Consider the following 13,778-nt stretch of genomic DNA (forward strand, 5'->3'; position numbering starts at 1 on the left):
GAAGTATTTACCACGATTTTAACCACGCTTGATAGCGAAAATATAAGAAGATAGACCTAGATATGTGAGGTTTACCACAAAAGCAAAATGCCCGTAGAGCCTATAAAATAAGGCTTTGCGGACATTTAAGAAGATATAAAAAGATAGTCAAAAAGACATATATAATTTTGTTCTAAAATCTTTGTCGTATTCACTTTTATGTCCAGTCCATCCAAACCGACATAAACTCTATTTTTCTTCTTTCTACCCATGTTTTTTTTTCTGTTCTGCCTCCTTTTATTTATTGCATTAAAAAAAGCCAATACTTAAAGTACAGAGTTGGTAAATCCCTGTAGAAAGCATTAGCTCCTTTTTTAAAAAGATTTTTTTACGGAGAAACAATCTTCTTTTGGCGTTTTTCGAGTGGTCTTTTTTGTTTGCTCTCTTTGCAAACACCAAAAATACAGAACAGCACACTACCATGGGGTTTCTGTTATTTTATTTATTCTGTTTTATACAACCTTTTGTTTGGAAATTGTGATACTGAATAGTATCAAAGATGTTTACTTTACTATCTAAAGAAAGATAGTATATTTTGAATATAAATGTATTATATCAGATAACAAAAAAACTGTCAATAGCTATTCTTGATTTTTTTTAAATAATATGATATAATTTTTTGTTAAATATATATTATTCTTATAATGCTTTTATAAGCTCGTATTTTCCAATTTAAAGCATATTTCTTTATTACTCTATATAGTTTAATTTTTATATAAAGAATCATGTAAATACACTGTTTTACAATATCCTTGCATCATTCCTTATTATTAGCATATATACAAAAGCTCTCCTTTCTCAAATATGATTTATTACCTTTTTTATTACCTTTGAAATATCATGTCTTAAAACCATTGATTTTACGCCATTTTTTCTGCCAACTGCGCACCGTGAGGTCGCAGGTTCGAATCCTGTTACCCCGATTTATAATTAAATTTTTACTTATCATATATAGAAAATAAGCCGGGACATTCGCCCCGGCTCAAATACTTTAAAATGTAAATCCAATTACACCATATACAATTGTCGCCACAACTGTCATTCCAAATCCGATTAAAGATTCATACGGAATCACTTTCAGTCTTTCTTTAATAGACATTCTCAATGTTCCTGCACTGATATGGAAGAAGCTTCCATGAGGCAGACAGTCGAATACACAACATCCAGCATGGATCATAACTGCAGCCTGAACTCCTGTCACACCAAATGAAACGATCGTAGATCCAAATACCTGAGATGCTACGGTCGCACCCGCGATACATGAAGCAGTTGCACCACCCATAACAATACCGGCAATAGGTGCTAACAAATATCCCGGCATTCCAGATGCCTGTACCAGATTTTCAAGTGTTGTCTTTAATGCAGAGTTTGCAATAATTCCTGAAATCGTACCGGTTCCAAGGAGAAGTAACACAATACTGCTCATACGTGAAATACCTGTTGATGCAAAATCCATCATCTTCTTTGCCTGTCCGGTTGCAATCGTTCCAACAATACCACCAACCGGAAGTGCAATGATTGGATCAATTGTAATTCCAACCAGCGCACGAAGCATCAGCAGTACGATCGTGCAGACAGGTCCAATGATCGCACGTCCAAAAGAAGGAAGATTTTCTGTATTTTCAGAATGTTCAATCGTTGACGGATCAATCATTTCTCCTTTATTTCTAAGAACTTTCATAAAAATATAACTGAATACCAGTCCTGCAACTGATGGAATCAATCCACCGATCATTACTGTTGTAAGCGGAATATTAAAGTTCTCTGCCAGTGCAATTGTATTTGCATTCGGCGACACAATATTTCCGGCATGGATACCACCGATCAGTGCGATTGAAGCTGCTGCTCTCGAATATTTTGTACGTACCGCAATATCCAGTGCAATAGGTGCAACAATTACTACAATTACATCTCCGAATGTACCCACTGCCTGTAAAACCCAGGCTGCAAGTACAACTGCAAGAAGCGCATATTTTTCTCCCATTTTCTTTACAATTGTATGAGCAATTGCCTCTGCAGATCCGGATTTTATAAGAAAACCTGCAAGCATACCTGCTGCAATGATTCGCATAATTCCGGATGCCATACCACTCGCTCCACTTACCATATAAGATACCGTATCAGCCAGTGAGGCTCCACCTACAAGACCTCCGACAAGAGCGCCCACCATCATTCCATATACCGGTGGTACTTTGTAAATAATAAGGATAATTGCAACAACTAATCCTAATATAGCCCCCAAAGTTGTTATTGTCATTTTCTGTCCCTCCGTATTTAGATATCAAGTTCTTTTAAAAGCTGCCTTATTTTCTCATCTTCCTTTTCAGATGCAATTACAAGCGGTGCTTTTCCGTATTCTTCTGAAATGATTCCTCTGATCTGCATTGCTCTCTTTACCGCAGTAAGAAATGGTGCTGAAATATCAAACATTTCCATCATCCGATTTACTTTCTTCTGGATTTCAGCGACTTTATCCCAATTTTTTTCATTCAGGGTTTTTGTCCATTCCACAAAAAGCTCCGGACACATGTTGGTTAATCCACCAATGCATCCACATCCACCGGATAACACATTATGAACAAAGAATTCATCAAATCCACTGTAAATCTCAAAATCCGGGAATTCCGGAAGCAATGTATTACATAACTTACGGGTATGTTCAAAATTCTTTACCGTATCCTTGCAGCCTTTGATATTATCATATTTACGACGCAGTTTAAGTACCAGTTCCGGTGATAATTCATGCGCTGTACAGCCCGGGAAGTTATAAAGATAAACCGGTCCAGTGATCTTCGGAACTGTCTGATCATAAAATGCTTCAATGCTTGCATCTGAAAGTTTAAAGTAATATGGTGTGATCATAATAATTGCATCTGCACCTTTTTCCATTGCATAATTTGCAAGCTCGACACTCTCTTCCGGGATCATTCTTGATGCGCCAACGATGACATCCATCCGTCCTTTGATGGTATCAAGTGCCAGATCTGTAAGCTCTTTTGCCATGTCCATTGTCATGCTGCAGAACTCACCGGTACTTCCCATCAGAACAATACCGTCACTTCCTGCCTGGATCAAATGTTCATATACTGCTTTATTTCCCTCATAATCCAGTGTTCCATCTTCATGAAAAACTGTTACCACTGCCGTATAAAATTTTGCCATATCACTATATTCCTTTCCTGTCTCGTCCATCTATTTCTCTTTATGTGGGGAAGCTTTTCCCTGGCTTCCCCAGTCAAATTAACACTCGATAATTGCGCCTTTGTCTGCTGAAGATGCAACCTTTGAATATAATCTGAGATAACCGTTCGGAATTGGTTTTTCCGGTCTTACCCAGGCTTTCTTTCTTCTCTCAATTTCTTCATCCGAAACATGAAGCTCCAGTTTTCCATCGATTACGTCAATGCTGATTTCATCACCGTCTTCTACGATTGCAAGAGGTCCTCCCTCTGCTGCTTCCGGTGAAATATGTCCGACAAAGCATCCATTATTTGTACCGGAGAAACGTCCGTCTGTGATCAGAGCTGCTGATTTTGCAAGTCCCATTCCATACATGTACTTCATAGCCTTGAACATTTCACGCATTCCAGGTCCACCTTTTGGTCCTTCATAACGGATTACGACAACATCACCTTTTTCGATCTTTCCTCCGAGAATTGCTTCTTCTGCTTCCTCTTCTGAGTTATAGCATTTTGCTTTTCCTGTAAAACGGTGCAATGCCGGATCAATTGCTCCCGGTTTTGAAATTGCTGTATGCGGGGCAAGATTTCCATCCAGTACTGCAACACCGCCTGTTGTAGAGAATGGTTCTTCTACTGTTTTGATGATCTCCGGATTTTCCGGATAGCTGTATGTATACTCTTTCAGGTTTTCTGAAATTGTTTTTCCTGTACAGGTCATAGACTCTGTATCAAGAAGTTCTCCCAGATGATCCATTACCCGAGGGATTCCACCTGCTCTGTAGAATGCTTCCATATCCCATTTTGCCGCCGGGTTGACCTTTGCTATCTGAGGAGTTGTCTTATTAAGGGCACGGAATTCTTCCACAACATTCATATCCAGCTCTGCTTCATTTGCAATTGCGGAAAGATGAAGAACTGCATTTGTTGAACCACAGATTGCCATTGTAACTTTGATTGCATTCCGGATGGATTCTTTTGTGATTACCTGTCTTGCTGTAATGCCTTTCATTACCAGATTTACAATTGCCTCGCCTGCTGCAAATGAAGATCTCAGACGTTCTCCATACGGTGCCGGGATTAATGCACTGCCCGGAAGACTCATTCCTAATGCTTCTGATACACAGCACATTGAATTTGCTGTTCCAAGGAATGAGCAGGATCCGCAGCTTGGACATGCTGTATTTTCCAGTGCTTTGTATTCACACTCTGCAATTTTCCCAGCTGCACACATTCCTTTTGCTTCATCAATTGAAGTCAGGTCTGATTTACGTCCATCAAATTCGATTCCACCAAGCATTGGTCCACCGACACATACAATTGCAGGAATATCAAGTCTTGCAGCAGCCATCAGCATTCCCGGAACTATCTTATCGCAGGAAGCTAAAAGTACAATACCGTCAAGTCTGTGCGCCTGTACCATTACTTCAACTGAGTTACAAATGATTTCTCTGGATGGTAAAATATAGTTCATTCCGATATGTCCCTGAGCAACACCATCACAACATCCGATCGTACCAAATTCAACTGCCGTTCCGCCTGCACTGTAAATACCTTTTTTTACAAATTCATTAACCTGATTTAAATTAAAATGTCCCGGAACACATGTATTCCATGTATTTGCTATTCCGATCAGAGGGCGATGATCCAGTTCATGATCTGAATATCCCATTGATTTAAAAAGTGACCGATAAAAAGGAGCATCCTCTCCGTGCATGATTTCATTACTTCTGAATTCCATTTTTTGTCCTCCTGTTTGCTTGTCAAATATATGAGTTTCTTATCCATTTTTTCCTAAATGATCGGTTCATTTAAGAATCTATAACACCAAAGAGCCTGCGCAGTTTGCTCCTCGTTGTGTTCTGCATTATAGAACTCTGTTCTACGTTTTAAATAATATTGCGTTTTTTATTTGTCGTCAATGTTAATTTTTTACTAAAGTAAAATGTTTTTTTTGAATATATTTCACAAAAATATTTTTAATATTTTTTGGAAAAACATTGATATTTTTTTCTAATCGTGATACGGTTTAAGAAAAAGAAAGAGGAAAATTTTATGGCAACAACAAAAATGATTCAGTCATTAGAACGCGCTGCCATGATTTTAGAACTGTTTCAAAACCAAGTTACGGAATTGGGATTAAAGGAGATTGTAGAAAAAACAGGATTAAACAAAAGCACGGCTTTTGGTATCGTAAACAGTCTTACGGAATTAGGATATCTTATGCAGAACAACGAAAATCAGAAATATTGTCTTGGTCCTAAGATTCTTTCACTTTCCACAGCTCTTCGTATGAATAATGTTATTGTACGAATCACTCATCCTTATCTCGAAAGTATTGCCAGCCGTTATCAGGAAACAGTTCACAGTGCGATTGATGCGGGAAATGCAAGTGTGATTTATCTGGACAAAGTCGAATCCGACTCATCTATTATCATCAACACAAAAATGGGCGTCAAAAATTATATGCACTGTACAGGTGTAGGTAAATGTCTTCTTGCCTACAAATCAGAAGAAGAATGTGATCGGATTCTTCAGTTTCCACTTGCAGCGCGTACTTACAACACACTTACAGAGCGCGAGCCACTCTATAAAGAACTGGCAAAAATCCGCCACAATGGTTATGCAATGGATAACGACGAAATAGAAATCGGTCTTACCTGTGTTTCAGTTCCGGTATTTCAGGCACCTGGAAAACCAGGTTTTGCAATCAGTGTATCCGGTGCAACTTCCCGTATTACCGATAAATTACAAAATACGGATTTACTGGAATATATGAAAAATACTGCAAACCAGCTGTCCCGTAAAATTTACGGATAAAGCATGAATATGCAGTATTACATTTCCAATGCAACTATTATGAAAATTTTTTATTTCATAAAATCTAAGTTTCTGCGAAAAAATGTGCATCTTAAGCATGTAATCTCTTTGACTTCCCAGAAACTGAAAAGAACGTAACAAATTTTATCTTTCCTGATATAATCTGTTACGTTCTTTTTTATTAGTCTTTCTGTTTGCTTTCTTCAATCTTCCGCTTGGAATCTTTCCTCACTTCATCCCGAAGCCTTTGGATATATTCCGTAAACTTACATTCTTCATTCCCATACGTCATCTGAAGATCATACTCCAACAGAATCCATGTCGAGATATCCGCCTCATTATGCTGGATCAGCGCCTCCAGCTTATCCAGTGATTTATAAAGCCTCGCCTCCTGTGTCTCCATCGCTTCCATCTCTTCAAATAATGCCTTCCATTCTGCACGGACCGGTTCCGGAAGTATATCCGTCAGCTGCTCCACCTTTTTATTCTCAACCTTTCGGTCTTTATCCGTCTTTTCAAATGCCGGAATATCTCCGGTGATCGCCTCACCCATATCATGGATCAGACACATTTTTATCACCTTATCCATATCCAGCTCCGGAAATTCATCCCCAACCAGCATTGCCATCAAAGCCAGCCGCCAACTGTGCTCTGCCACACTCTCCAACCTGCCACTTGAAGTATACGAATGTCTGGTGTTACATTTCAGTTGTTCCGCTGTCTTTAAAAAATCCAGTAATCTTCTTATTTCCATAATCTTCTTCCGTTCCTCCATAATTTAAGATACCAGGGGCAAAATACCTTTGGACCCCAACATCTAATTTAATTTTCCATCATAAAATAAGACAATCGAGTAGGCTGACTCCTACTCGATTCGTATACTTTGTACACTATCTCGCTTAACAGCTCGATGATGTACATTCGCCAAGTACAGATTCTTGTGCAAGCACAAATCTGTACTTGGCTCATCGTATACACAAAATCCCCGGGATGCTACCTGCCTCTTTGCAAATAGCATCCCAGGGACACATTCTTCCACTTAACTTGTGTACCATTTAGGTAATAACTCTGCTTTTCGCAGAAAATACCCTACTCTTTTTTCACTTTTTCGCGCTCTTCTATGTATTCCTGATAAAGATCCAGTGTCATCTGCGCTTCTTCCAGCGTCTTTCCTTTGAACTTGGATACTTTTTCGTTCTCATACCACTTTTCTTCGATACATTTTCTGAGCCATCCGACCAGATTATTGATGTATGCCTGCTCCTGTGACAGCTTAAAAGCTTTCCGGATCACATCCGGCTGGTTATCGGATACCTGAAGCAGCACCTTAATCTCTTGAATCGTGATCGGTTCATTTCCAAAAATATCGGCAACTTCTAAAATCAGTTTTTCATTAACCGGAGTTTTCTTTGCAGCCAGTACATTTGGCGCAATCTCTTCGCCCTCGTCTTCTCCGGATGGCATACGCTGAAGATCTGAATGATGGATACACTTCGGATTCTTCTTCACAAAGAAACGGATTCCTGTAACCTTTCCGCCCTTCCCGCTCTTAACCGGCTCATAATCAAAGCAGATCTCGGAATACTCGGATTCTTCCAGCTCTTTTTTCGCAACTTCAAGTACTTTTCTACGAAAATTACGCCAATCTTCAAACGGTGCATCCTTAATCTCTGCAAGCGCTTCTTCAAAACGTCCCTGCTCAACAAGACGTTTTACTGCTTTAGATGCATTTGCATCCACTACATTCAGTGTAAATTTAAGCTCTGCGATCGTGTATGGATTCTTCGGCGGTCTCGGTACGATCAGCTGGTCACACTGTTCCCTGTCAAAACGATAATACTGGGTTCTCAGGATTTCGTAAACACGGGTTGTGAACAGGGATTTAAAAGAGCACAATACATCAAGACTCATACGGGTATAGTCTTTTTTCAGGTTATAGATATGAGGTTTCATCTCTTTAGTAAATCTGGTTGTAAACACGCCATCTCTATATTCACATTTATTCACTACATTGAACATGATGAAGTTCTCTTTTTCGTCGTCCTCGATACTTACTACATGTCCCAATGTCTCTTTTGATACTTCTTTCAGACGAGAATAGATGGAGTTTCCTGTTATATGAAGATAATTCTTAACATCCTTGGTGGAAACCTTTGCGATCAGCTCACCGTCTTCTACATATGCTTTTGCGATTGCAATATTAAGAAGCTTTCTTTCAAATAATGATGTACTGGATTTACTTTCGATCAGCACATTGGACCGGGAGACCGTATCATGATCCAGCAGTTGTTTCTCTTTTGGTTTTTTCTGTGTTTCCTTCATCGCTCATACCCCTTAATTGTTTTCTTCTGTATTATTGTGTACTTTTGAGGTGTATTAAAATCCCCTCTACGCCCCATATAATCCCTTATTGTGTACCATTCGGGGTAACCAACCCCTTTATATTGGGGATTTGTGTACCAAAAAGGAACACCCTCCCCTAAAAAGTACCCCATAAAATGGGGTTTCTGTCTTTTTTTACGTTTTGTGTACGTTTAAGGTGTGTATTGTTCTTTTCGTGTACCATTAAGGTACCTTTTTTGATAAAAATTGTGTACCAAAACGGTACGTCTAGGTTGATTATATACAAGAACCCCCCTCTTGTAAAGCCTTTTTTTTAATTTTTTCGACACTTGTGTACAGAAAAGGTAAAATCGCCAACCCTTCAAGTACACTGCGTAACCCCGCAAAGTAAACAACAACCCCCATATATGTACACCTCTTTGCCCTTTGAAGTAAACAACCTCCCCCGTTTCCGTACACAAAATATGCCCCGAAATGCGTCAACCACGGGCTTTTTCAGCCCTCCTAATATAAACAAAGGAATTTTAATAAGCTGTTGTTATCTTTAATATATATATACATACAAATTTTCACCCCAAAAGGTACACATCTGGCGATTTCGTGTACTAAAAAGGGGAAAATTAAAATTGTCAGGTGGCTTCGCCAATAAAAATATAAACAATCATAGACAATTTCCCAGTAATTCAGTATAATTCCTCTGTGGATATTCTGAAAAAAAGTTATCCACAAGCTTGTCGAAAAATGTGGATAAGTATCATTTCGGCAAGTTATCCACAATTTAATAGAATGAGAGGATTTTTTATGCAACGAGAAAAATTTTCTTCAAGACTCGGATTCATCCTTATTTCTGCAGGATGTGCGATCGGTCTTGGTAATGTCTGGCGTTTTCCTTATATTGTAGGAAAATATGGTGGAGCAGCTTTTGTTCTTATTTACCTTGCATTTTTACTGATTCTTGGACTTCCGATCATGGTAATGGAATTTTCTGTCGGAAGAGCCAGTAAAGTAAGTGCGGCGCTTTCCTTTGACCGGCTGGAGCCAAAAGGAACGAAATGGCATTGGTATAAGTATGGAGCTATGGCCGGAAACTATCTGCTGATGATGTTCTACACAACAATTGCAGGCTGGATGGTCCAGTATTTCATCAAGATGATGACTGGTGAATTTGAGGGAAAGGATACTGCCGCTGTTGCAGGTGTGTTTTCCGATATGCTTGCAAAACCCGGAACAATGACTTTCTTTATGATCATTGTTGTTGTTGGATGTTTTGCAATTTGTGGAATGGGGCTTCAAAATGGAGTGGAAAAGATCACAAAGGTTATGATGCTGCTTCTGCTTGCACTGATGTTGATCCTTGCAGTACGTTCTGTAACGCTTGATGGGGCTTCTGAGGGGCTTCACTTCTATCTGGCACCGGATTTCCACAAAGTCGTGGAATATGGCTTATTTGACACGATTTTTGCCGCTATGGGACAGGCTTTCTTCACATTAAGCCTTGGAATCGGCGCAATTGCTATTTTCGGAAGCTATATCGACAAATCCCGCAGTCTTACAGGAGAAGCAGTCCTGGTAACACTTCTGGATACCTTTGTTGCTTTGATCGCGGGTCTGATCATTTTCCCGTCATGCTTCGCATATGGGGTGGATCCGGGAGAAGGTCCGAGTCTGATCTTTATCACACTTCCGAATGTATTTAATTCCATGGCAGGCGGAAGAATCTGGGGAGCCTTATTTTTCTTATTTATGATTTTTGCTGCGGTATCGACCGTAATCGCCGTTTTTGAGAACATTTTATCCTTTGCCATTGATTTGACCGGATGCAGCCGGAAAAAGGCTGTAATCGTCAATATCGTGGTTGTGGCGGTACTTTCCATGCCTTGTGTTCTCGGATTTAATGTATGGAGTGGATTTATGCCGTTCGGAAAAGGTTCCGGAGTACTGGATCTGGAGGATTTCCTGGTAAGTAATAACCTGCTTCCACTTGGAAGTCTGATCTATCTTCTGTTCTGTACAAGCCGTTATGGATGGGGATGGAAGAACTTCCTGAAAGAAGCGGATACCGGAGAAGGATTGAAATTCCCGAAATGGGCGAAATTTTATGTAAGCTATATCCTGCCGCTGATTGTATTATTTATCTTTGTACAGGGATATATCAGTAAATTTATGTAGGATAAGAAAAAAACCACCCTAAAAGGTACACAAAAAAGATCATGTGTTCGAATTTTGGACGGTACACATGATCTTTTTTATATGTGCTTTGGCACATTCTTTTTCAGCAAAAAAATCTATTTAAAAAAATTTTAAAATTTATGAAAAAAAAGCTTGCATTTTTTATAGCTGTCTTATATAATAAATCTTGCGTTACGGAAAACCGAATAATGTATGCGCTTTTAGCTCAGTTGGTAGAGCAGTAGACTCTTAATCTATTTGTCCAGGGTTCGAATCCCTGAAGGCGCAGTATCAGCACTGTTTTTGATGAATTAGCATCGGGGACGGTGCTCTTTTTTTCACGATCTGTTTCTACAGATGGAGACATATGTAAAAGTAATCGTTTATTTCATTTGCGGAAAGTTACAGGATCTGTGGAAAAATAAAGGAAAATCTATTTCGTGTACTAAAAAGGGGACTATTTTAGTCCCCTTCTACTACATCTTGCATAAAATATTGATTGCATCCTTGTTCAGGAGGCATTTTTCATGTTCATTCAGATAAGCTTCAGAAATTGCATCTTTTTCGACCATGCCACCGAATTCACCGGCGGATACGATGCGCTGAGCCTTTTTATTGCCGTCTTCTGTATTCGGGAAGTCTACCATCAGGTAGTAGACACCGTCATCTTTATACAGACGGCTTTCTGATGCCTGGCCGTATCCAAGGATCTTGCAGAAGTCGATTGCATTATCCAGACTTGGAAAGAGAATCTGCCAGCGAACGGTCTCTTTTTCACTGCTGTCAGGCTCGATCAACATACCGGAAGCTTCAGAACCATCTTTTTGGATGGATTCCAGAGAATTCTCAGCCTGGCAGGAGATCGACAGCATCAGGCTCCGGTCAGGAAGAAATGCACCGTAAAATCCCTGGATTCCATTGTCTGTGTTAAGCCCAAGAACTTCTTTCCCTTTCTTGAGAAGAAGATTCAAAAATTCTTCGGTACGCTCCCTGTCTTGTGTCAGATCTTCCAGTGAGTAGCCAAGTGCGGCAATCTCTGCTTCTGTGATAAGGCAGTTCATTCTGGTGTCGGATACTTTCCAAAAAGTCATATGCTCACCCCCTGATTTGTAAAATCTATTGCTTTTGTAATCTTATTTGTTCTATAAGTTATATAACAAAACGGGTGTATTGTCAATATATTTTCTATATTTTATGATTTTTTCAGAAATATTATTTGTTTTTCATTCGTTTGATCACTTTCAGTCGGGTAAATTCTTCCCGTTCCTTCTCTTCCAGTGCATTTGTAATCGTATATACGAGATTGTCATACATCGGAATCGTAATATTTTTCAGGGCATTTGCCCTTTTCTGTGTCTTTTTGATACTTGAAGCCAGCCGGTACGCTGCATTTTCTACCTCAGAAAGCTTGAGTGTCAGCTCCTTTACACGGCAGAATGCATCACGGGCGATATCGATGGATTCTCTGGAAGTACTGAATGCATAGGTTGGTCTGGTATTTTCTTTTTCGTACTTCACTTTCGGGATTTCTGTTCCCATAATGCTTCGCGTCTGGATGCGGATAGAATCCTCGATCGGAACTGTATAGGCAAGTTCTTCTACTGTACTGATCCCGTGCTCGATATTCGCCCTCTGAAGGCACTGATAGGCATAGGTGAAGGTTTTATCGATTTCTTCCTGAATATCCTTTGCTTCATCGATTAAGCCCATCAGCTCGCGGATCAGAATGTTCCGCTTCTTGTCCATCAGCTCATATCCCTGTCTGGCAAGTGTCAGTGAATTTTTCGCAAGTATCAGATTTCCCTTGGTGGGAAATGAACGTGGATCCATAGACTTCCCTCCTTAGCCTTTGTAGTATACGTCAAGAATCTTGGTATCGACACGGTCAAGTTCTTCTTTTGGAAGGATTCTAAGCAGTTCCCAGCCAAGATCCAGGGTTTCCTCGATGGTACGGTTTTCATTCGGTCCCTGGCCGATATAACGCTCCTCGAATGCCTTTCCGAATTCCAGGTATTTCTTGTCAATCGGAGAAAGCTCGTCTTCTCCGATAACGGAAGCAAGATTCCGAGCCTCTCCTACTTTAGCATATGCAGAGAAAAGCTGGTTTGCCAGATCCTGGTGGTCTTCCCGGGTATATCCTTTTCCGATACCGTCTTTCATCAGACGGGACAGGGACGGAAGAACGCTGATCGGCGGGTAGATTGCCTGTCCGTGAAGATTCCGGTCAAGTACGATCTGTCCTTCGGTGATATAACCGGTCAGGTCAGGGATCGGGTGGGTAATGTCATCATTTGGCATGGTCAGGATCGGGAGCTGTGTGACAGAACCATTTACTCCTTCTACGATTCCTGCACGTTCATATAAGGTGGCAAGTTCACTGTACAGATATCCCGGATATCCTTTACGGCTTGGGATTTCTCCTTTGGAAGAAGAAACCTCACGCATGGCTTCGGCAAAGGAAGTCATATCGGTAAGAATGACCAGAATGTGCATATTTTTTTCAAATGCAAGGTATTCAGCGGCGGTCAGCGCAACCTTCGGGGTGATCAGACGCTCGACGACAGGATCGTTGGCAAGGTTCAGGAACATTGCCACATGGTTTGCAACACCGCTCTCCTCAAAGGTTCTGCGGAAGAAATCAGCTACGTCATGCTTGACACCCATTGCGGCGAATACGATGGCGAAATCCTCATTCGTGCTGCCGCCCAGAGAAGCCTGCTTTACGATCTGTGCGGCAAGCTGGTCGTGCGGAAGACCGTTGCCGGAAAAGATCGGCAGCTTCTGTCCACGGATCAGTGTGGTCAGTCCGTCAATCGCAGAAATTCCGGTGCGGATATAGTTACGAGGGTATTCACGTCTGACCGGATTTAACGGAAGTCCGTTGACATCGCGCACCTCTTCAACCGTGATCGGTCCAAGGTCGTCGATCGGTTCACCGATTCCGTTAAAGGTTCTTCCAAGCATTTCTTCGGACAGACCGATTTCCATCGGATGTCCGGTAAGTCTGGTGTGGGTATTGTTAAGAGACATATTTTCCGTGCCTTCAAATACCTGGATGATTGCTTTGTCCTTGTAGACCTCCACAATACGTCCCATTTTGTGTTCTTTGCCGTTTACGACAAAATCTACGATTTCATCATAAAAAGCATCCTGAACGCCTTCCAGCGCGATCAGAGGGCCGTTAATGCTGCTGAGGCCTAAATATTCAATTGCCATTTTATTTTCCCT

Annotated in this window: 10 protein-coding genes and 1 tRNA gene; 3 read left to right on the top strand and 8 right to left on the bottom strand. The window is 40.6% G+C overall.

From position 1 onward, the window contains the following. Window positions 1-1,030: 1,030 nt before the first annotated feature. Genes PG418_RS00210 through ilvD form a run of 3 tightly spaced genes read right to left on the bottom strand, consistent with a single transcriptional unit; the run spans window position 1,031 to window position 4,959 of the window. Window positions 1,031-2,296 (bottom strand): GntP family permease, encoded by a 1,266-nt coding sequence (locus PG418_RS00210; protein ID WP_498836899.1) that lies wholly within the window; start codon window positions 2,294-2,296, stop codon window positions 1,031-1,033. 17 nt (window positions 2,297-2,313) lie between these two features. Further along, window positions 2,314-3,231 (bottom strand): dihydrodipicolinate synthase family protein, encoded by a 918-nt coding sequence (locus tag PG418_RS00215; RefSeq protein WP_498836900.1) that lies wholly within the window; start codon window positions 3,229-3,231, stop codon window positions 2,314-2,316. Between the two features lie 48 nt (window positions 3,232-3,279). Then, the gene (ilvD, locus tag PG418_RS00220; RefSeq protein ID WP_498836901.1) at window positions 3,280-4,959 is read right to left on the bottom strand and encodes a dihydroxy-acid dehydratase; all 1,680 of its coding nucleotides are present in this window, start codon (window positions 4,957-4,959) and stop codon (window positions 3,280-3,282) included. A 314-nt stretch (window positions 4,960-5,273) separates the two neighbouring features. Between ilvD and PG418_RS00225 the strand changes: the two genes are divergently transcribed. Next, complete coding sequence (locus tag PG418_RS00225) at window positions 5,274-6,038, top strand: IclR family transcriptional regulator (protein WP_498836902.1); 765 nt, start codon at window positions 5,274-5,276, stop codon at window positions 6,036-6,038. Between the two features lie 181 nt (window positions 6,039-6,219). Here PG418_RS00225 and PG418_RS00230 read toward each other — a convergent pair whose 3' ends face one another. Then, on the bottom strand, window positions 6,220-6,792 hold the full coding sequence (locus tag PG418_RS00230) for an HD domain-containing protein (protein ID WP_498836903.1): 573 nt from the start codon (window positions 6,790-6,792) through the stop codon (window positions 6,220-6,222). 335 nt (window positions 6,793-7,127) lie between these two features. Continuing rightward, the gene (locus tag PG418_RS00235) at window positions 7,128-8,360 is read right to left on the bottom strand and encodes a replication initiation protein (protein WP_498836904.1); all 1,233 of its coding nucleotides are present in this window, start codon (window positions 8,358-8,360) and stop codon (window positions 7,128-7,130) included. Window positions 8,361-9,182: 822 nt separating this feature from the next. Here PG418_RS00235 and PG418_RS00240 point away from each other — a divergent pair. Together PG418_RS00240 and PG418_RS00245 are read left to right on the top strand one after the other, a co-directional pair. Then, a complete protein-coding gene (locus PG418_RS00240; protein WP_055155987.1) occupies window positions 9,183-10,550 on the top strand; it encodes a sodium-dependent transporter in 1,368 nt (455 codons plus the stop codon). 215 nt (window positions 10,551-10,765) lie between these two features. Then, a tRNA-Lys gene (locus PG418_RS00245) sits at window positions 10,766-10,838 on the top strand. Between the two features lie 188 nt (window positions 10,839-11,026). Here the strand turns inward: PG418_RS00245 and PG418_RS00250 are convergent. The 3 genes from PG418_RS00250 to PG418_RS00260 all read right to left on the bottom strand — a co-directional run bounded on the left by PG418_RS00250 (window position 11,027) and on the right by PG418_RS00260 (window position 13,766). Further along, window positions 11,027-11,641: an adaptor protein MecA gene (locus tag PG418_RS00250; protein ID WP_008371107.1), complete on the bottom strand. Its 615-nt coding sequence runs from the start codon at window positions 11,639-11,641 to the stop codon at window positions 11,027-11,029. Between the two features lie 121 nt (window positions 11,642-11,762). Further along, window positions 11,763-12,380: a V-type ATP synthase subunit D gene (locus PG418_RS00255; protein ID WP_008371109.1), complete on the bottom strand. Its 618-nt coding sequence runs from the start codon at window positions 12,378-12,380 to the stop codon at window positions 11,763-11,765. 12 nt (window positions 12,381-12,392) lie between these two features. Beyond that, the gene (locus tag PG418_RS00260) at window positions 12,393-13,766 is read right to left on the bottom strand and encodes a V-type ATP synthase subunit B (RefSeq protein WP_008371111.1); all 1,374 of its coding nucleotides are present in this window, start codon (window positions 13,764-13,766) and stop codon (window positions 12,393-12,395) included. Window positions 13,767-13,778: the final 12 nt, after the last annotated feature.

This window comes from Bariatricus sp. TF06-38A, from assembly GCF_027690675.1.
Classification (GTDB): Bacteria; Bacillota; Clostridia; order Lachnospirales; family Lachnospiraceae; genus Allocoprococcus; species Allocoprococcus comes.